The organism is Pseudomonas sp. ANT_H12B (genome assembly GCF_008369325.1).
Lineage (GTDB): Bacteria > Pseudomonadota > Gammaproteobacteria > Pseudomonadales > Pseudomonadaceae > Aquipseudomonas.
On the sequence record NZ_VOBI01000007.1, the window covers coordinates 95,780 to 114,446 of the forward strand.

The window sequence follows — 18,667 nt, forward strand, 5'->3', positions numbered from 1 at the left end:
GAGATAAGGGAAAATTAGGACATTAGACCTGTAACTGAATGATTCACTTAGCTTTTTTCAGAAGGATTCGAATCTTGCGTTTTGTTTGTGTGAAATGACGATCCTGTCGGCTTTCCGGCCTCAGTCAGCCCTTGGGTTGCGCGCTCCAGGTAGACGGTGTTCCACAGCGCTACCGGGCCAGCGGCCTCAGCCTGGTAACCGCCGCGATTGTGCTGTGGAACACCGAAGACGGCATCACTCACTGATTTTAATTGTTATGCCATAACATCCTGTTCGGCCTGTATGTTGACGGCAATCCGTGAATTCTGCTTTTAGCGAGCCTTTCATCGAATGTCGGGAACAATCCCAGCTATCCCTGTGTTTTCTTCAATCCTTTCAGACGCATGTTCGCCCTTTGGACAGCAGCCATCTTTTCGGGCCGCTTCATTCGTTTCCATTTCCTAATGTCTTCCTTGCTTCGCCCGCAGCTCACACAAAGATCGCCACTTAGCTGGCAAACTGAAATGCATGGACTTTCGATTTCTTTAGCCATCGTCAATAACCCTTTGTCACGCGTGATTGCGCCAACCGCTTCTGCCAATCGCCACCATGACTTCGTTGGCACTCCTCCTCAGAGTCGAACCGTACATTGTGGTCTGATGGGCGCAGATCAATGTTTGCGCCGTTCAGCGCCATGGCAGTCAGCTCAAAGATGCGCACCTTCTGCGCGCTAGACTGGGCAAGCTTTTTGTCTGCTAACGTTTCGAAAACCCAGATCACTTTTAGAGTTTCAGGAAGCGCGTTTAAGTCAGCTTCGTGGGTGAGCCAGGAAAAGCCTTTGATTTCAGATTTTGCCGTTTCGCAAGCTTCGGTGAGAGTTGCAATTAAACCGCGTTCGATCCGCGCAAGTTCACGTTTGCCTAAGGGCATTGCGGGCTCCTTTGGAGGCAATAGATGGGGGGCGCCCTGCAACGGGCGGGTTCAACAAAGCGAGTTAGCGAAGGGGCTCAATTAGAGCCCCTTACCAGAGGAATCAGACTGAATCAGACAGGTCGAAATTCGACAGTCAGATGGCTGACCTCGTGAACAGGCTTGAGACGTTCACGAATGATTTCGGCGTTCGCAGTGGCTTCGCCAAGGACGCTTACGATAGCCGCATGCGCTTCTGGTCCAACCCGCCAGACATGCAAGTCTGTAATGGTTGCATCGCCTGGCTTCTCAACCAGCTCACGGATTTCCTCTGCAACGTGCTCATCAGTTTGATCTAGCAGTACAGCAGAGGTCACACCCATCAAGCTCCACGCCCAACGCGCGATAACGATGGCACCAACAATACCCATTACCGGATCCAGCCATACCCACCCGAGATACCGGCCAGCGAGCAATGCAGCAATTGCCAGCACGGAGGTCAGTGCGTCCGCTATTACATGGACGTACGCTGATTTCAGGTTGTTATCCCCGTGATGTCCATGATCATGATCATGACTGTGGCCGTGGCCAAGCAGAAGCGCGCTCACAATGTTTACGATCAAGCCAACAATCGCAATGAGCGTAGCGGTCCCGAATTGAACCTCCGTTGGCTGGAGGAGGCGCATTACTGACTCTACGCCGATTACCAGGGACACCATGCCGAGTATGAGCGCCGATGCAAACCCACCCAGATCTCCAACCTTACCGGTACCGAAGCTGTAACGATTACTGGACGCGTGGCGTTTTGCGTATCCGTAAGCAGCCGCTGCGATGCCCAAAGCGCCCGCATGGGTCGCCATGTGAAAACCATCGGCAAGTAAAGCCATCGAGCCAGTGATATAACCGGCGGTGATTTCGCCAACCATCATCACCACCGTAAGCGCCACGACCCAAAGGGTACGTTTGGCATTTTCTTCGTGCGCTGACCCAAGGAATACGTGGTCGTGTATGTGATTAATTTCGATATTGGTGCTGCTACTCATGAACTTGTACCTGGTTTCTTCACTTTGAATAGCGGCGAATGGCTTCAATAAGTTCTTCGACACCCTTGTTGCGCTCTTCATCGCTGAGCGCTGGGTTCGCTACATGCTCCCTGGCGTGGTCCTCAATAATTTCGTCCATTAATCCATTGATGGCCCCGCGTGTGGCGGCGACAAGATGCAATGTTTTTGCGCAATCGAGATCCGATTCCAAAGCACGTTCAACTGCCTGGATTTGTCCTGCGATGCGTTTAACTCGTTTGAGAAGAGCGTCTTTGTTTGAAGCTGTGTGACCCATGGTATACCCCTCCTACCTATGCAAGTCGCATGATAGGCATACCTAGTACCCCTATGCAAGCGTCGTATGACGGAGAGGCCGCCCGCAGTGCCTTGCTGGAAAGCGATGCTTCAAGTGTGGAGGGTCAGGCCGAAGGGGGTAATCGCAGAAAACGGAGATGTTTGTACGCTAAGCCATGCTGCTCTGCTGCAAGCATTGTTCGGCACTGTTGCGTCCGGTTGAAGTACGCCTCAACCCGGCGTCAGGCCGACCAACAGGGATCTCAAAACGCATGCCTCCTCATTTCTTAACTACAATGATGGGAGCTGAAGGATCAGCTCCCATCAACAAAAATCCCGTCAGTCATGACGGTTTTTTTGTTTTCAGTCCGCATCGCTGAACAGATGACCAGTAAATTGCGTTCGTACAGATCATGGTGAGCTGATGCGGGTAGGTGTTGTTATGGTGGTTTGATCGCACTCCATGTTCAGTCTTTCGCATTCCGCATCTGCTTCTATCCGTGTCGAGTAGGTGAACTGCAATCGCTGCTTACCTTGATTGTCATAAATATCAAAACCAGCCGGAACTGTAGTGGAGTGAAAGCGAGCTCCATTGCGAACCGATCCTGTTTCGGTGGGGATCGCAGGAACAACAACGAATCTCTGGATCATCTTCGCGTCCTTGTGTTGAGTGAACCTTAACTAATAGCGACAGCCCGCCACTTCTTCAAGTTTTGAGAAGTCCTATGACAACCAAACAACCCGAGGCGGTGGCCTGTCAGGTTGAGCTCATAGAGGTTTGTAGGGAAACGTCAGGAAAAGCCGAAATAGACCCTACCTTGACGTACCTCCGTCGTCCGGCCTGACGCCGGGTTGAGGCGTACTCCATTCGGACACAGACTGCACAACGCAAGGGCTTACAGACTGTCAGCAGGGGCTTATCGTACGATTTTTTCCGTTTTCTCTATGCACCCCAGACAACGCGATAGGCGTGCGCGGATTGTCCGAAGTCGCCAGCCATTCAGGAGGACTTGAGGTGGATTGCACGCAAGCCTTTATAGAACAACCGCATGCGAAGCAAATGTCCTAATTTTCCCTTATCTCGGCATGACCCCTGCTCCAACCGGACATAGGCCGTGTCACAAAGGCTGAAGCCGGTCGGTTGTCGCTTAGTGTGCGGAACTCCTTTTTTTGCGATCTCCCCAAACCAGGGTGCAGGCAAGACTTGACCTTGCCATCATGTCAACGTTTATGCTGTGTTTGCGGCTAAAGAAGCCGCTCAATACGAGAGGAATAACTATGTTCGTCTTAGATGTGTCCGGCATTGGTTGCGGCAGCTGCATTAGCAAAATCACCAAAGCTATTCACGCGTTGGATAGCGAGGCAAGGGTTTTGGTGGATCGTGCTGCCGGCAAGGTCAACGTTGAAAGTAGCGAAAACCCTGAGCGAGTCCGCGCAGCTGTGGAAACATTGGGTTTTCCTTCCAAAATCAGCGCCTGATGGTGCTGATCCGCTCCAGCTTTAACGCTCCCATATACAGGCTCTCCCTGGGCTCATTTCAGATATGAGCCCAGGGCCGAGATAAGCTGATCAAAGTCTTCTTAGCGCTTTCCTGGAGTAATAGCTTCAGCACCTATCCAGCCCGCCTCAATGGTTCAATGAGCACAATGTGGTAGGCAATGGGTCGAAGTCTGCTGACATTGACTTTAGGGCAACCAGGGCAGAGATAACCGGCCTGTTCTATAGTGCAAGTACTTGTTTTTTGGCAATTACTCCCCACGAAGAGCCTTAATCAGGCCTTTAAATGAACCATTGAGTCGGGTGAACGCTGCCTCGAAATGAATTTCATTTTCCGTATACTTCGCAAGCTCGACTTGCTGATCCACGGTATTTTGGTCCAGGGACGGTTGATTTGGAATTCTGTAAAGTAAAGCTCTCTCATCAATTTCGGCTGCTGATCCGTTCCCAGCAATGTGCTTTAGGTTTGTTGTTTGTAAAGAAAACTGAGCATCCGTCATTCGCTTTGACTGGCTTGCAAGCAAGGCAGGAAAGTCCAAGTCGCGGGCCTTGAAATTTGGCGTATCGGCGTTAGCTATATTATTGCTCAGCACCTCCGCTCTTTGGCTGCGATAAATTAACGCTCTTTCCGCAGAACCAACGGCTTTTTCAAAATTAATACTCACGTCTAATCACCTTTGTGGAATTACCAGTCCCGACGCAATACGCATATCGAACACTCAAGGTTAAATACAATGCATCAGCGTCGGCGAATTTCAGATCCTGTTCAGCTGTTCAAAAACCGTCGAATCTCTTTAAAAATGACAGGAAGCTTACAAAATTGTCATATATAAATTTTAATCGGTTAAATACGATGCAGTGTTACTTGGATGAGTGAGAGCTTACGAATTAATCCGCCTGCTATTCAATAGAAAAGTGGCAGCCTGACACAACTGTAATATTCACCTAAGGTTTCTGACAGGGGATGAGTCCTAAAGTTATATCGAGCCTTGAGCTCAGCCCCCAAGAATCATTTTTCAATGTGGATTCAACGGGATGACCAAAACTTATTCGAGGATACCCCCATGAAATCCATTAAAACCCTGTTTGTCATAGCCGCTTTGACCGTCTCTTCTCTGGCGATGGCCGAAGGTGGCGGTGACCGGACGTTCGCGCGCATGGAGGCTGCAATGAAGAGGTCAATGGACGCGTACCAAATTGCCCAAAAGCAAGGCACTCAACCCCCAGTAGCCGAGAGCAAAGCCAACGCTGTCGACCAAGCCAAATATTGAACGGCTCGATGCACTCCCAAGCTGACAGAAATGTAATCACCTCGGTGGTTAAAATGTGGCAATTTCTGAGCTCGCCTGCCCTATGAGTTTAGTCCTTTGCGGCGGCGGGCAAGGTTCATAGAGATTCGAGACGAGCTCCTGAGAGCCCGCTAACCTATAAGCATAATCCACAGCGTGTTTCACACGGTTTCCCTTTCGACTGACTGGATATAAACGGCATGCATTCCAAAACCTCTAGGCGGACATTCGTTAAAGGCTTGGCCGCTGGTGGCATTCTCGGCGGCTTTGGCCTTTGGCGCACTCCTGTATGGGCAGTGACCAGTCCTGGTCTGCCGAGCGTACTCACCGGCAACGAATTTGATCTGTTTATTGGTGAAACCCCGGTAAACATCACCGGCTCGCCACGCACGGCCATGACCATCAATGGCTCCTTGCCGGGACCATTGCTGCGCTGGCGCGAAGGGGAAACGGTCACGCTGCGGGTAAAAAACCGCCTGGATCAGGACACTTCAATCCATTGGCACGGGATCATCTTGCCGGCCAACATGGATGGAGTGCCGGGCTTGAGTTTCCACGGCATCGCCCCCGATGGCATGTACGAGTATAAATTCAAGGTGCATCAGAACGGTACGTACTGGTACCACAGCCACTCGGGCTTTCAGGAACAAGCTGGCGTATATGGCCCCATCGTGATCGATTCAAAAGAGCCGGAGCCTTTTCAGTACGACCGCGATTACGTGGTGATGCTGACCGACTGGACCGATGAAGATCCTGCTCGCGTCATGGCCAAGCTCAAGAAACAATCGGACTACTACAACCACCACAAGCGTACCGTGGGCGACTTCATCGACGATGTCAGCGAGAAAGGCTGGTCCGCGACAGTGGCGGATCGGAAGATGTGGGCCGAAATGAAAATGAACCCCACCGATCTCGCGGACGTCAGTGGGGATACTTACACCTACCTCATGAACGGCCAGGCCCCCAACGGTAACTGGACAGGTATTTTTAAGCCGGGAGAGAAGCTGCGCCTACGCTTCATTAACGGCTCGGGTATGAGCTATTTCGACGTCCGTATCCCAGGCTTGAAAATGACCGTTGTGGCCGCCGACGGCCAGCACGTCAACCCGGTCAGCGTCGACGAATTCCGCATCGCCGTGGCAGAGACCTATGACGTGATCGTCGAGCCTGCCAGTCAAGAGGCGTATACCATTTTTGCCCAGTCCATGGATCGAACCGGTTATGCGCGCGGAACCTTGGCCGTGCGCGAAGGATTGAAGGCGCCGATACCGGCGATTGATCCTCGCCCTCTTGTGACCATGGATGACATGGGGATGGGCGGTATGGCCGGTATGGACCATGGCAGCATGGCGGGCATGGATGGCGGCGCTACGAAGCAAGGTGGCATGTCCGGTATGGCCGGCATGGATCACAGCAAAATGACCGGCATGGGCCAGGATGACATGTCCAATATGACCGGTATGGACCACAGCAATATGGCAGGTATGGACCAGGGTGACATGTCCGGTATGGCAGGTATGGGCGGCATGGGCGGCATGGGCGGAGAGATGCAGACTCACCCCGCCTCCGAAACCAATAACCCCCTGGTTGACATGCAAGCCATGACCCCTACGCCGAAGCTCAACGATCCGGGTATTGGCTTGCGCAACAATGGCCGTCGCGTGCTTACCTACTCTGACCTTAAGAGCACTTTCCAGGATCCGGATGGCCGCGAGCCCAATCGCACCATTGAGCTGCACCTGACCGGTCATATGGAAAAGTTCGCCTGGTCATTCAACGGCATCAAATTCTCTGACGCCGAACCATTGCGCCTCAAGTATGGCGAGCGTCTGCGCATTACGCTGGTGAACGACACCATGATGACTCACCCCATCCACCTCCACGGTATGTGGAGTGACCTTGAGGATGAGAACGGGAAATTCATGGTGCGCAAACACACGATCGACATGCCACCAGGAACCAAACGCAGCTATCGAGTCACCGCTGATGCGTTGGGTCGCTGGGCCTATCACTGCCACCTGCTATTCCATATGGAAATGGGCATGTTCCGTGAAGTACGGGTTGATGAGTAAAGGAGACGGGTTATGAACACATATCTGAATCGTAAGTCGCTGATCGGTTGCGCCCTCGTCATTGGCCTATTAGGGGGAGTGCCCGTTGCACTGGCAGGAGAAAGCGGTGGCGATCATTCCCATCCAACTCCTGCATCATCAACGGACAAGCCAGAGTCAACCCAAAAACCCAAGACCAATGAATCCAAAACCGATCACAGTTCCATGGACCATGGCTCGATGGATCACAGCAAAATGAGCGATGAGTCGATGGATCATGACCAAAAAACTAAAAAAGCGGATTGAGATCATGACCAGTAATTTTTTACGCCCAACCCTGCTGGCACTGACCGTCTCCATCAGCCCCGCTTTTTTTGGCTTGGCGAACGCCGCTGAGGCAATGGATCCGTCGATGACCATGCCCTCGAGTTCGGACTCGAAACCCTCGGGGGTTCAAAAGTCGATCCCCGCCAAAGACAGCCAGATGGACCATTCCAAGATGGATCATGGTTCGATGGAGCCTATGGACCACAGTAAAATGAACATGGGCCAAGGCCAAGAAAAGCCGATGGACCATAGCAAAATGAATCATGGGCAAATGGATCAAGGCCAGATGGAAGGCATGGACCACAGCAAAATGAGTATGGATGCAAGGGCGACTACCACGAGCCGAACCCCTATTCCGGTACTGACCGACGCTGATCGTGAAGCCGCCTTTCCTCCGGTGGCTGGTCATGGCCTCTCTGACAAAAGCCTCAACACGTTCTTTCTCCTCGATCAGTTCGAGTATCAGGACGCTGACAACGGCAGTGCCCTGAGCTGGGACGCTACGGGATGGATCGGTGGGGACGTTGATCGTCTGTGGCTGCGTTCGGAAGGTGAACGTACCAACGGTGTAACCGAGAGCGCCGAACTCACAGCACTGTGGGGGCACTCGATCAGTCCGTGGTGGGACGTTGTTACCGGGGTGCGTCAAGATTTTAAACCAGGCTCGCCACAGACTTGGGGCGCTTTGGGTATCCAAGGGATGGCTCTCTACAACTTTGAAGCGGAAGCCACCGCATTCATTGGTGAGAACGGGCAGACCGCGGCTCGGTTAGAGGGCGATTACGACATTCTGCTTACCAATCGCTTGATCTTGCAGCCCACAGCCGAAATGAATTTTTACGGGAAAAACGACCCGCAACGCGGCATTGGTTCTGGTTTGGCCAATACCGAAGTAGGTTTGCGGTTGCGCTACGAGCTTGTCCGCGAGTTTGCCCCCTACATCGGCGTTACCTGGAGTCGCTCCTATGGCAAGACCGCAGACCTCGCTAGCGATGAAGGAGAGGATACGAACGAGGCGCGATTTGTCGTAGGTATTCGGATGTGGTTTTGAGAACCTTATATGAAAAGAACAATAAAAACGTTGGCTGCTGCCGGTGTGGTTGCAGTCATCATGGGGGCCGGCGTCGTGCATTTTGGTGTGTTCAACGTTGGGGCCGATGAACCCCACTCCGATCCCGTTTACGCACTTCTGTCCACTGCTCGGGATCGCTCGATTGCAGTGCGTTCACGCGACATTAAAGTCCCCGACCTAGGCTCTGTACGTAAAGTATTGTCGCAAGCACCGCATAGCGCAGGCCAATGAGACCATCGCCGCAAAACTTGTTGCGAGCTTGTCGAAGTGCGTCACGATGCGACGGTTCTCCTTCAGCCAGCCAAACATGCGTTCGATGATGTTGCGCTGCCGATATTTGGGGCGATCAAAAAGTCGAGGCAATCCTGGCTTGGTTTTGCGCTTCATGCTTCGCAACGGAATGACTGGCTGCATGCGATAACGATCACAATACTGGCGCAGCGCTTCAGCGTCGTAACCCTTGTCAGCCAGCAACCAGCGGCAACGCTTGCGTGGGCGACCGCGCAGGCTGGGTATGCAAGCCTGATCGAGTAGCGGTTGGGCATAGGCTATATCGCTGGCTTGTCCGCCTGACAACAGGAAACGCAGAGGCACACCATTGGCGTCGCACAGCATGTGAATCTTGGTCGTCAGGCCACCCCGGCTGCGCCCGAGCGCGTGGTCTTGCGGTTCTTCAAATCCCCTTTTTTCCCGGCACCTGATGAGGCCCGGGTTGCTCGTACGGCAGTGGAGTCGATCATCCATGTTTCCAAGTCAATCAAACCCTGCTCATTCAATCGGATATGAAGACGCTTGAGCATCTGATCAAAAGCTCCGCAATCACGCCATCCTCGGAACCGTTGATAGATCGTTGACCAAGGGCCGAATCGTTCGGGCATGTCTCGCCAGGCTGCGCCAGAGCAAAGCACCCAGAGAATACCGTTTAGCATCAGGCGATCATCGGCCCGAGGGCGCCCGGTGCGCTGATTTTTGGTGAAGATATCTGCAACCAGATCCCAGGCTGCGTCGGGGAGTTCATACCGCTTTGCCATCTTGGCCTCCTGGCTTTAATGGCGGTGTATTTTACAGAAAATCGTATTTCTTGGGTTTACGTACAGAGCCTAAGCGATGAAGCTCTCATTCGTGCAGGTGCAGGCAATTACAACTCAATGTGCATTGGCTGCCACCTCGCTCCGAGTGTCGCTGGAACCGAGTTGAGTAAAAGCCTTTACCCGGCACCTCCAAATCTTTCAAAACTGGGCGTTGATGGAAATCCAGCTGCCGCCTTCTGGATCATCAAGCACGGTATCAAGTCCACAGGCATGCCAGCCTGGGGCAAAAGCATGGCCGACCCCTACATCTGGGGGATGGTTGCTTTTCTTCAGCAGCTTCCCGCCTTGGATGCAGAGCAATATAAGGCCCTGACAGCAAGCAGCGATGGCCACCAACACGGTGGCGGCGAGACCAAAATGCATAACCATGAAGGACAGCATGACGGTCAAAAAGAGGCTGCCGCTGGACATCATGATGCAGGCGGCGCTGAAGAAGTAGCTGAGTCCGACGATCATCATGACGACAAAAATAGTGCGCATCTTCATGATGAAGACGCAGCACCCTCTCAGGATGAAAGTACTGAGCATGCTCATACTGAGGGTGCAGATGCTCCTGCGGATCAGCCAAAAACTCATACCCATGCTGATGGGAAGGAGCATACCCATGCGAAATAACTTTCTTCGTCCTGGCCGGGCACTTCGCCTCGCTGCATTCGCGGCTCTGTTTATCAGTTCCGCTGGTCATGCAGCAGAATCGATGACGATCGACGTCCATCGTGACGCTAACTGTGGATGCTGCAAGAAGTGGATGCAGCACCTTGAAGCTAACGGCTTCACCGTCGTTGATCATGTAGAAACCAACATGAGCGCGGTCAAGCAGGGCCTGGGTGTTGCTCCGCGTCTCTCGTCATGCCACACCGCGGTGATCAACGGCAAGTTTGTTGAAGGCCACGTGCCTGCCGAGCAAATAGTTGCTTTGAGCAAACGCGACGACCTTATCGGGATAGCTGTGCCGGGCATGCCGGCAGGCTCGCCTGGCATGGAGGTCGGTGGGAAGCAGGATGTTTATCAGGTCATCGGCCTGAGCAAAGCAGGTACTGACCAAGTGATTGCCGAGTACATGGCAAACTAAGTTTCAAACTTTCCTTGATTCTTGCATGATCACTGCCCGTGATCATGCAAGCGATGTGTGCTCTTGCTACGTTGTGCTATCAGCAGTATGAGCGCTATCGCAGAAAAAACCGCGCCGGCATAAAATGTCATTGCTGAGCCATACGTTTGCCAAAATAACCCCGCAATCCCGCTTGCCAGCAACATGGATACACCACTCACCAGGTTGAAAATCCCGAAAGCGGTTCCTTTCAATTCTGCCGGTGTCGTGTCAGCGACAAGCGCAGCCAGTAGCCCCTGACTAAATCCCATATGAAGTCCCCATAGGGCGACGCCGAGTATCAACATTGAGACGGACTCGGCACTGGCTAGAACCAGATCGGACAAGATCAGCAATATCAACCCGACCCTGAGGAGACTTGTGCGACTTACACGGTCAGAGAGCTTCCCCACAGGGTAGGCCGAGAGCGTGTAGAACAAGGCCATCACCACCATTACTATCGGCACCCAGGTTGCAGACAACCCTGCTTGCTGAGCGCGCAAGCCCAGGAAGGCCTCACTAAAACGTGCCAGGGTGAACGAAAGCGCTGAGCTGAATGCTCGTGTTCGGACTCATCGACGCCAATAAAAATCAGACTGACCGCTACCAACGCCGGTATCACCGCGATCCATAACACCAGTGGAATGTTTTCACTGAAGGCATACATCAGGCGGATGGCTACTGCTGGCCCGAGGAAGGCCCCTATCGTATCCATGGATTGACGTAAGCCGAAGCAAGCGACGGATATGCGGTGGCGATACATCAGCGACCAGGGCATCACGTGGAGCGCGGCGAATACCTTTGCCGATCCGATCCAGAAAGCGTGCGGTGAACACCATTTCTGCAGAGTGAGCCAATGGAAAGAGCGGCTTGGTGAGTGCCGCAAGACCCTAGCCAACCAGCAGCAAGCCCTTGAGACGACCGACGTAGTCGCTGATCGCCCCTGAAAACACTTTCACTATCAGGGCCGTCGCCTCCGCAATGCCCTCGATCAGACCCAGAGTGATTATGCTGATGCCTAGAGTGCCCACCAGAAAGATAGGCAGCAAGCTATGAACCATTTCTGAAGAAAAGTCCATGAACAGGCTGACGAAACCTAGCGCCCAGACCGTACGGGGAATGCTATGTGTAGCTATTGTCTCGGACATATTCCAGTTTCCTTGGCTGTCGTCCGCAAGTGTATCTACAGCGTCCAGTGATTCTGTTGCGGCGAGCTCATATTGAGCTATCTGCTCAACAAACTTATAGGCGGTAGGATAGTAGGTGTTTGGCGGGTATCTATCTGTTGTTGAGCGCTGTTCTCGGCACGGTCCACTGGTTCTACCCATTTCGGTGATCCTTATCGTGGCATTACCGACTCACGAGACAATCATTTACGAAGCCTGACCTATCAGCATGCGTATAGACAGGCCGCTAAATTAAGGAGCGCCGTTGCTGCTGGTTCTACCTGACAGATTCGTAATGGTATCGCCCGTCGCCAGCGACTAAACTTCCTCGCATGAAACGCTATCTGCGGTTGTTCCTCATTTTTCTGATCAGCTTGGCGCTTCCCCTGAGCGGGATGGCGGGCATTCAGTCACCGACAGAACCTTGCCCGACGAACACGACGGGTATGACCATGATGGATGATATGAACCAGGACTGTTGCGGTGATATGAGCAGCTCCGCCGATCATGGCAAACCCTGCAAACCTGGTCAGGAATGCAGGAGCGCCAGTCTGCTACAAGTGTTGTTGGGGAAACCTGCCACCCGTTTGTCCAGTCCGCAAATACTAACAATCTTCAGCGACTCCCTGTCTACTCAGGCTCCCTCCGGGGTGTGGCGACCGCCTCGCGCTTGATTCCTGTACCCCACTGAGCCTCATCCCGCCCTGGCGCGGGATGGCATATCTGCGCGCGAGCCCAAGACACGCGCAGTGGATCATCACAGGAATCGTGAACATGAATCCCAAGTGCTACTGCACCGGTTGGCCCCTCGTGGCTGCCCTGGCGGCAAGCGTGCTGGCATTGCCAAGCCTTGCTGCACCCCTGACACTCGACGAAGCCTTACGGTTGGCTGAAAACAATGCACCATCGCTGACCGCCCAAGCGGCCAAACTGCAAGCGGCCAGCAGCGCCGCCATTCCAGCTGGAGAACTACCCGACCCGAAGCTCCTGCTGGGCATACAAGACTATCCCATCGGTGGCCCTGACCGCTGGCGCCTCGAGCAGGACGGTATGACCATGCAGATGGTCGGCGTCATGCAGGAGGTGCCCAATCGTGACAAGCGTAGGGCGCGTATCGAAGTTGCCGAGGCGGCCGTAGATCGAGCCGCGGCCGAAGGCCGTGTCGAGCGGCTGAACGTTCGTCAGGCCACGGCATTGGCCTGGATCAGCAGCTACTCCGTCGAGCGTAAAGAGGTGCTGTTTCAGGATTTTTACCGGGAGAACCGTCTGTTGGCCGATACCGTCCGGGCGCAGATCGCCGGTGGTCGTGCCCAACCTGCCGATGCAGTAACGCCGAAACAGGAGGCGGCTCAGTTGGCGGAACAACAGGACGAGTTAATTCGCCTGCGTGCGCAAGCCCGAGCGGCCCTCAAACGCTGGATTGGCCCAGCGGCCAATGACCAGCCCGTCGGCAGCTTGCCCGAGTGGCCCATCGATACCTCAGGTTATTCCCATAAGCTGCAATATCACCCCGCATTGGCGGCATACGCGCCAATGACTCGCGAAGCGCAGGCCAAGGTCCGTGAAGCAGAGTCCGAAAAGCAGTCCGACTGGAGTTGGGAGCTTGATTACCAGCGCCGCAACCGTCAGTTCGGCGACATGGTCAGCGTGCAGTTCACGTTCGACTTGCCACTGTTCCCCGAGTCCCGACAGAACCCGAAGATCGCCGCCAAACACGCTGAACTGAATCAGTTGGAGGCCGAGCGCGAAGCTCTCGTACGTGAACACACCCAGCAACTGGAGGACGATCTGGCCGAATACGAGCGTCTGAACCGTGCCGTGTACCGCAGCCAGGACAGTCTGTTACCCCTGGCCAAGGAAAAAGTCGGGATGACCATGGCCAGCTACCGGGCCGGTAAAAGCGACCTGGCACCTGTCATCACTGCCCGACGTGAACTCATCGAGGCCCGCCTCAAACAGATCGACTTCGAAGAACAGCGAGCCCTCACCAGTGCTCGCCTGTATTTCGCCTATGGGGACACCAATCAATGAGTACTCGAATCTGGAAAGGGGCTTTGCTGGCAGGTCTCTCGATTACCTTGGGCGCTGCCGGCGGTTACTGGTTCGCTCAACAGCGCATGCCTGATAGCGCAGCCGAACAGGCCCCTAAAGCCCAAGACGAACGCAAAGTACTGTATTGGTACGACCCGATGTCCCCGCAGCAGAAGTTCGATAAACCAGGCAAGTCTCCCTTTATGGATATGGAGTTGAAGCCCCGCTACGCGGATGCTGCAGCGGACAGTGCGGCCATCAGTATCGACCCCAGCCTGACCCAGAATCTCGGTTTGCGAGTGGCCACAGTCACTCGCGGCGTGCTTACTTCCAACTTGGACGTGGTCGGTGTGTTGGCATTCAACGAGCGGGATGTTGCAGTGATTCAATCGCGTACTGCTGGCTTTGTGGAGCGAGTGTACGCCCGTGCTCCAGGCGATGTGCTCAAAGCCCATGCGGCTTTGGCCGATATCCTGGTACCGGAATGGGCCGCTGCTCAGGAAGAGTTTCTCGCACTCAAACGCAGTGGCGATGCCGACTTGCTGGCGGCAGCACGCCAGCGCTTGCGCTTGACCGGGATGCCAGCACCGCTGATTGCTCAAGTGGAGCGAAGCGGCAAGACCCAGCCGGTCCTGACGCTCACCAGCCCCATTAGCGGTGTACTGCAAGAGTTGGATGTACGCTCGGGTATGACCGTGGCGGCCGGCGAGACTCTGGCTCGAGTCAATGGATTGAGCAGCGTCTGGCTGGCAGTGGCCGTACCAGAGTCGGAGACTGGATCGATCATCATGGGGCAAGCGGTAGAAGCACGTTTGCCAGCCTTTCCGGGAACAGTGCTCAAGGGCACAGTCAGTGCGATTCTGCCCGAAACCAACCCCGACAGCCGAACTGTGCGTGTCCGGGTCGAACTGCCCAACCCTGATGGGCGACTCAGGCCGGGCATGACGGCCCAGGTGCACCTAAAACGCTCTACCGAACAAAGCGTGCTGTGGGTGCCGAGCGAGGCAATCATTCGCACCGGCCGACGCGTCCTGGTGATGCTCGCCGAAGACGCGGGTCGCTACCGCCCCCTAGAAGTGCAACTCGGGCAGGAAAACGAAGGCAAAACGGTGGTATTGAAGGGGTTGGAAGAAGGTCAGCAGGTAGTCAGCTCTGGACAGTTCCTGCTCGACTCTGAGGCCAGTCTCAAGGGCATTGTTGCGAGCACGCTGGAAATGTCACCACCCAGCGCAGCAGCCTCCAGCTTTCATGAGGCGGATGGGCAGATCGTCGAGATCAATAACCAAGACGTAACAATCGCCCTTGGTCCGTTCAAGACGCTGGGCATGCCTGGTATGACCATGACCTTCCCATTGACTGACCCTGCTCTCGTTCAAGGTCTCAAGACGGGAGACAAGGTTAGGGTATCGGTTAGCCAAACCGATGATGGTTTACGCATTGAACGCCTGGAAAAACTAAGGGGTCAGCCATGATCGCCGCCCTGATTCGCTGGTCAGTGGCCAACCGATTTCTAGTGCTGCTGGCGACGATCTTCGTCACGGTCTGGGGCGTCTGGTCGGTTCAGAGCACGCCGATCGATGCACTTCCGGATCTCTCCGATGCTCAGGTAATCATCCGCACCCCTTATGCGGGACAAGCGCCGCAGATCGTTGAGAACCAGGTGACCTACCCGTTGGCCACCACCATGCTCTCGGTGCCAGGGGCCAAGACCGTACGCGGCTATTCCTTTTTCGGCGACAGCTTCGTTTACGTGCTGTTCGAAGACGGTACCGATTTGTATTGGGCCCGCTCCCGGGTGCTGGAATACTTGAGTCAGGTCCAAAGCCGACTGCCGACTTCCGCCAAACCGTCCTTGGGGCCAGACGCCACAGGCGTGGGCTGGATCTATCAGTACGCACTAGTGGACCGCAGTGGCGGACACGACCTGGCGCAACTGCGCGCCTTGCAGGACTGGTTCCTCAAGTTCGAACTCAAGACCCTGCCCAACGTTGCGGAGGTGGCCACCGTGGGTGGCATGGTCAAGCAGTATCAGGTCCAACTCGATCCACTCAAGCTGGCCAGCCTCGGTATCACTCAGGCTGAGGTAACCGACGCTATTGGCAAGGCCAATCAGGAAACCGGTGGTGCGTTGCTGGAGATGGCGGAGACCGAGTTCATGGTGCGCGCCTCCGGATACCTGAAGACGCTGAATGACTTTCGTGCCATTCCGCTCAAGCTCGGTGCTGGCGGGGTGCCAGTGTCCCTAGGCGACGTGGCGACGATCCAGCTGGGGCCGGAGATGCGCCGCGGCATCACTGAACTCGACGGCGAAGGCGAAACCGTCGGCGGCGTGGTGATTCTGCGCAGCGGCAAGAACGCTCGCGAAACCATTGCGGCGGTCAAGGCCAAACTGGACGACCTGAAAAGCAGTCTGCCGACCGGGGTGGAAATCGTCACCACCTACGACCGCAGCAAACTGATCGACCGCGCAGTGGAAAACCTCAGCTACAAACTGCTTGAGGAGTTCATCGTCGTCGCGTTGGTCTGTGGGATATTTCTCTGGCACCTACGTTCATCCCTAGTGGCCATTATCTCTTTGCCGGTGGGGGTGCTCATTGCCTTCATCGTCATGCGGCATCAAGGAATCAACGCCAACATCATGTCCCTTGGCGGGATTGCTATTGCCATCGGCGCCATGGTCGACGCCGCCGTGGTAATGATCGAGAACGCTCACAAGAAGATCGAGGCTTGGCATGTGGCCCATCCTGGGGAGGAGTTGAAGGGCGAACGTCACTGGCATGTGATAACCGAAGCGGCGGCGGAGGTGGGGCCGGCGCTGTTTTTCTGCCTGCTGATCATCACCCTATCGTTCATCCCGGTGTTCACCCTGGAGGCTCAAGAGGGTCGTCTGTTTGGTCCATTGGCCTTCACCAAGACCTATGCCATGGCGGCGGCGGCCGGACTCTCGGTAACCCTGGTGCCGGTACTGATGGGTTACTGGATTCGTGGTCGGATCCCCAAAGAGGACCAGAACCCGCTAAACCGCTGGTTGATCAGGATCTATCAGCCGGCCCTTGATGCGGTGTTACATCGACCCAAAGTCACCCTATTAATCGCGTTAATGGTTTTCCTCAGCGCGTTGTGGCCGATCTCTCGTTTGGGTGGCGAGTTCCTTCCTGCAATGGACGAGGGCGATTTGCTCTATATGCCTTCGGCTCTGCCGGGGTTGTCGGCACAGAAAGCGGCGCAGCTGCTGCAACAGACCGACCGCTTGATCAAGACGGTACCCGAAGTCGAACACGTTTTTGGTAAGGCTGGTCGTGCCGAAACCGCTACCGACCCGGCGCCGCTGGAGATGTTCGAGACCACTATCCAGTTCAAACCACGCGAACAGTGGCGTCCTGGTATGACCCAGGAAAAATTGGTGGAAGAGTTGGATCGAGTGGTGCGCGTCCCTGGGCTGACTAATATTTGGATACCACCGATCCGCAACCGCATGGACATGCTCGCCACTGGGATCAAGAGTCCGATTGGAGTGAAAATTGCCGGCACAAACTTGACGGAAATCGACGCGGCGACTCAGGCGGTCGAGCGCGTAGCCAAAAACGTGCCCGGGGTCAGTTCGGCTCTGGCTGAACGATTGACGGGCGGCCGCTACATCGATGTGGATATCGACCGCAAAGCCGCTGCCCGCTACGGGTTGAATATCGCTGATGTGCAGTCGATCGTCGCCGGTGCTATTGGTGGTGAGAATGTTGGCGAGACCATTGAAGGGCTCGCCCGTTTTCCGATCAATGTGCGCTATCCCCGAGAGTGGCGTGATTCGCTTGGCGCCCTAGAGCAACTGCCGATCTACACTCCGCTAGGGAGCCAGATCACCCTTGGCACGGTGGCGAAGGTCAAGGTCAGTGAAGGCCCGCCGATGCTCAAGAGCGAGAACGCCCGACCTTCCGGGTGGGTGTATATCGACGTACGTGGCCGGGACATTGCCTCAGTGGTTGCCGATCTGCGTCGTGTTGTCAATGAGCAGGTCAAGCTGCAGCCAGGCATGAGCCTGAGTTACTCGGGGCAGTTCGAGTTTCTTGAACGAGCCAACGCACGGCTCAAGCTGGTAGTGCCGGCCACGCTGATGATCATTTTCGTGCTGCTGTACCTGACGTTTTCCCGATTCGACGAGGCTTTGCTGATCATGGCCACCTTGCCGTTCGCCCTTACTGGTGGGGCATGGTTCCTCTACCTACTCGGCTTTAGCCTGTCGGTGGCTACCGGCGTCGGATTCATTGCTCTGGCGGGTGTGTCTGCCGAATTCGGCGTGATCATGCTGCTCTACTTGAAAAACGCCTGGGCCGAACGTGTAGAGGCCGGCGACAGTACCGAGCGAGGGCTAATAGCAGCAATTAGCGAAGGAGCCGTGCAGCGGGTTCGACCCAAGGCCATGACGGTGGCGGTCATCATTGCTGGCCTATTACCGATCCTATTGGGCAGCGGTTCCGGTAGCGAAATAATGAGCCGCATCGCTGCGCCCATGGTCGGTGGTATGGTTACCGCGCCCTTACTGTCCCTATTTGTCATCCCGGCAGCTTACCGATTGATGCGCCGACGACGCCTCGCGGTTGAATCCATACCCTCGGAAGGAAGCAGGCCATGAAGTGATTGTGTCCGCCACTGCACGCCCCATGATTGTTTGTGCAACGTCATCCAGCAGTCTGATTTTTTGGTCTGGCAGGGGGCGACCTTTATAATCAATCGGTGATCGAACTCTATCGGAACTGCGTCAAAACACGGCTGATAGAGATCGACGCTGGTGGCAGTGCGTTGGGCTGAACCTGATCATGGCGACTCCAAGGGC

17 protein-coding genes and 2 pseudogenes are annotated in these 18,667 nt (G+C 55.0%); 11 read left to right on the forward strand and 8 right to left on the reverse strand.

The annotated features are described in order from the left end of the window. Positions 1 to 349 precede the first annotated feature (349 nt). The 5 genes from FQ185_RS12925 to FQ185_RS12945 form a co-directional block, all read right to left on the reverse strand. Positions 350 to 532: a DUF1289 domain-containing protein gene (locus FQ185_RS12925; RefSeq protein WP_092239337.1), complete on the reverse strand. Its 183-nt coding sequence runs from the start codon at positions 530 to 532 to the stop codon at positions 350 to 352. 2 nt (positions 533 to 534) lie between these two features. After that, positions 535 to 909: a hypothetical protein gene (locus tag FQ185_RS12930; RefSeq protein ID WP_092239335.1), complete on the reverse strand. Its 375-nt coding sequence runs from the start codon at positions 907 to 909 to the stop codon at positions 535 to 537. Between the two features lie 113 nt (positions 910 to 1,022). Beyond that, complete coding sequence (gene dmeF / locus FQ185_RS12935) at positions 1,023 to 1,931, reverse strand: CDF family Co(II)/Ni(II) efflux transporter DmeF (RefSeq protein WP_092239333.1); 909 nt, start codon at positions 1,929 to 1,931, stop codon at positions 1,023 to 1,025. 19 nt (positions 1,932 to 1,950) lie between these two features. After that, the gene (locus FQ185_RS12940) at positions 1,951 to 2,226 is read right to left on the reverse strand and encodes a metal/formaldehyde-sensitive transcriptional repressor (RefSeq protein ID WP_092239330.1); all 276 of its coding nucleotides are present in this window, start codon (positions 2,224 to 2,226) and stop codon (positions 1,951 to 1,953) included. Between the two features lie 410 nt (positions 2,227 to 2,636). Next, a complete protein-coding gene (locus FQ185_RS12945; protein ID WP_092237208.1) occupies positions 2,637 to 2,876 on the reverse strand; it encodes a hypothetical protein in 240 nt (79 codons plus the stop codon). Positions 2,877 to 3,503: 627 nt separating this feature from the next. Here FQ185_RS12945 and FQ185_RS12950 point away from each other — a divergent pair. Beyond that, entirely contained in the window at positions 3,504 to 3,704 is a 201-nt protein-coding gene (locus FQ185_RS12950; RefSeq protein ID WP_034114911.1) for a heavy-metal-associated domain-containing protein, read from the forward strand. Positions 3,705 to 3,973: 269 nt separating this feature from the next. Here FQ185_RS12950 and flgB read toward each other — a convergent pair whose 3' ends face one another. Beyond that, the gene (flgB, locus tag FQ185_RS12955) at positions 3,974 to 4,387 is read right to left on the reverse strand and encodes a flagellar basal body rod protein FlgB (protein WP_092237211.1); all 414 of its coding nucleotides are present in this window, start codon (positions 4,385 to 4,387) and stop codon (positions 3,974 to 3,976) included. A 399-nt stretch (positions 4,388 to 4,786) separates the two neighbouring features. Here flgB and FQ185_RS12960 point away from each other — a divergent pair, with 399 nt between their 5' ends. The 4 genes from FQ185_RS12960 to FQ185_RS12975 all read left to right on the forward strand — a co-directional run bounded on the left by FQ185_RS12960 (position 4,787) and on the right by FQ185_RS12975 (position 8,440). Continuing rightward, positions 4,787 to 4,993 carry a co-regulatory protein PtrA N-terminal domain-containing protein gene (locus FQ185_RS12960; RefSeq protein WP_034114927.1) on the forward strand — a complete coding sequence of 69 codons (207 nt, stop codon included), beginning with the start codon at positions 4,787 to 4,789 and terminating at the stop codon, positions 4,991 to 4,993. Between the two features lie 218 nt (positions 4,994 to 5,211). After that, entirely contained in the window at positions 5,212 to 7,083 is a 1,872-nt protein-coding gene (locus FQ185_RS12965; protein WP_115128420.1) for a copper resistance system multicopper oxidase, read from the forward strand. Between the two features lie 12 nt (positions 7,084 to 7,095). Then, positions 7,096 to 7,368, forward strand: a complete 273-nt coding sequence (locus FQ185_RS12970) for a hypothetical protein (RefSeq protein ID WP_139273583.1) — start codon at positions 7,096 to 7,098, stop codon at positions 7,366 to 7,368. Further along, a complete protein-coding gene (locus FQ185_RS12975) occupies positions 7,340 to 8,440 on the forward strand; it encodes a copper resistance protein B (RefSeq protein WP_169850847.1) in 1,101 nt (366 codons plus the stop codon). Before FQ185_RS12970 ends, FQ185_RS12975 begins: the two co-directional genes overlap by 29 nt. A gap of 198 nt (positions 8,441 to 8,638) precedes the next feature. On the opposite strand, the pseudogene FQ185_RS12985 reads toward FQ185_RS12975, so the two are convergent. Next, a pseudogene (locus tag FQ185_RS12985) lies at positions 8,639 to 9,492 on the reverse strand (IS5 family transposase). An 18-nt stretch (positions 9,493 to 9,510) separates the two neighbouring features. Here FQ185_RS12985 and FQ185_RS12990 point away from each other — a divergent pair. Together FQ185_RS12990 and FQ185_RS12995 are read left to right on the forward strand one after the other, a co-directional pair. Further along, positions 9,511 to 10,167: a cytochrome c gene (locus FQ185_RS12990; protein WP_083272243.1), complete on the forward strand. Its 657-nt coding sequence runs from the start codon at positions 9,511 to 9,513 to the stop codon at positions 10,165 to 10,167. Then, entirely contained in the window at positions 10,157 to 10,624 is a 468-nt protein-coding gene (locus FQ185_RS12995; RefSeq protein WP_069553036.1) for a DUF411 domain-containing protein, read from the forward strand. Before FQ185_RS12990 ends, FQ185_RS12995 begins: the two co-directional genes overlap by 11 nt. A gap of 29 nt (positions 10,625 to 10,653) precedes the next feature. On the opposite strand, the pseudogene FQ185_RS13000 reads toward FQ185_RS12995, so the two are convergent. Continuing rightward, positions 10,654 to 11,790: pseudogene (locus FQ185_RS13000) on the reverse strand (MFS transporter). Between the two features lie 350 nt (positions 11,791 to 12,140). Here FQ185_RS13000 and FQ185_RS30570 point away from each other — a divergent pair. From FQ185_RS30570 to FQ185_RS13020, 4 genes are all read left to right on the forward strand, one after another. Continuing rightward, complete coding sequence (locus FQ185_RS30570; RefSeq protein WP_080758782.1) at positions 12,141 to 12,482, forward strand: hypothetical protein; 342 nt, start codon at positions 12,141 to 12,143, stop codon at positions 12,480 to 12,482. 100 nt (positions 12,483 to 12,582) lie between these two features. Next, complete coding sequence (locus FQ185_RS13010; protein WP_034114905.1) at positions 12,583 to 13,839, forward strand: TolC family protein; 1,257 nt, start codon at positions 12,583 to 12,585, stop codon at positions 13,837 to 13,839. Further along, positions 13,836 to 15,311, forward strand: a complete 1,476-nt coding sequence (locus FQ185_RS13015) for an efflux RND transporter periplasmic adaptor subunit (protein ID WP_034114904.1) — start codon at positions 13,836 to 13,838, stop codon at positions 15,309 to 15,311. The genes FQ185_RS13010 and FQ185_RS13015 overlap by 4 nt, the downstream gene beginning before the upstream one ends. Further along, positions 15,308 to 18,466: an efflux RND transporter permease subunit gene (locus FQ185_RS13020; protein WP_149414636.1), complete on the forward strand. Its 3,159-nt coding sequence runs from the start codon at positions 15,308 to 15,310 to the stop codon at positions 18,464 to 18,466. Before FQ185_RS13015 ends, FQ185_RS13020 begins: the two co-directional genes overlap by 4 nt. Positions 18,467 to 18,667: the final 201 nt, after the last annotated feature.

What these genes read in the sequence shown, in the direction of transcription:
- FQ185_RS12945 (WP_092237208.1), bottom strand. Translation starts at nt 2,876, where the DNA reads ATGATCCAGAGATTCGTTGTTGTTCCTGCGATCCCCACCGAAACAGGA.
- FQ185_RS12990 (WP_083272243.1), top strand. Translation starts at nt 9,511, where the DNA reads ATGGCGGTGTATTTTACAGAAAATCGTATTTCTTGGGTTTACGTACAG.
- FQ185_RS12940 (WP_092239330.1), bottom strand. Translation starts at nt 2,226, where the DNA reads ATGGGTCACACAGCTTCAAACAAAGACGCTCTTCTCAAACGAGTTAAA.
- dmeF (WP_092239333.1), bottom strand. Translation starts at nt 1,931, where the DNA reads ATGAGTAGCAGCACCAATATCGAAATTAATCACATACACGACCACGTA.
- FQ185_RS13020 (WP_149414636.1), top strand. Translation starts at nt 15,308, where the DNA reads ATGATCGCCGCCCTGATTCGCTGGTCAGTGGCCAACCGATTTCTAGTG.
- FQ185_RS12950 (WP_034114911.1), top strand. Translation starts at nt 3,504, where the DNA reads ATGTTCGTCTTAGATGTGTCCGGCATTGGTTGCGGCAGCTGCATTAGC.
- FQ185_RS30570 (WP_080758782.1), top strand. Translation starts at nt 12,141, where the DNA reads ATGAAACGCTATCTGCGGTTGTTCCTCATTTTTCTGATCAGCTTGGCG.
- FQ185_RS12995 (WP_069553036.1), top strand. Translation starts at nt 10,157, where the DNA reads ATGCGAAATAACTTTCTTCGTCCTGGCCGGGCACTTCGCCTCGCTGCA.
- FQ185_RS12965 (WP_115128420.1), top strand. Translation starts at nt 5,212, where the DNA reads ATGCATTCCAAAACCTCTAGGCGGACATTCGTTAAAGGCTTGGCCGCT.
- FQ185_RS12960 (WP_034114927.1), top strand. Translation starts at nt 4,787, where the DNA reads ATGAAATCCATTAAAACCCTGTTTGTCATAGCCGCTTTGACCGTCTCT.
- FQ185_RS13010 (WP_034114905.1), top strand. Translation starts at nt 12,583, where the DNA reads ATGAATCCCAAGTGCTACTGCACCGGTTGGCCCCTCGTGGCTGCCCTG.
- FQ185_RS12925 (WP_092239337.1), bottom strand. Translation starts at nt 532, where the DNA reads ATGGCTAAAGAAATCGAAAGTCCATGCATTTCAGTTTGCCAGCTAAGT.
- FQ185_RS12970 (WP_139273583.1), top strand. Translation starts at nt 7,096, where the DNA reads ATGAACACATATCTGAATCGTAAGTCGCTGATCGGTTGCGCCCTCGTC.
- FQ185_RS12975 (WP_169850847.1), top strand. Translation starts at nt 7,340, where the DNA reads ATGACCAAAAAACTAAAAAAGCGGATTGAGATCATGACCAGTAATTTT.
- FQ185_RS13015 (WP_034114904.1), top strand. Translation starts at nt 13,836, where the DNA reads ATGAGTACTCGAATCTGGAAAGGGGCTTTGCTGGCAGGTCTCTCGATT.
- FQ185_RS12930 (WP_092239335.1), bottom strand. Translation starts at nt 909, where the DNA reads ATGCCCTTAGGCAAACGTGAACTTGCGCGGATCGAACGCGGTTTAATT.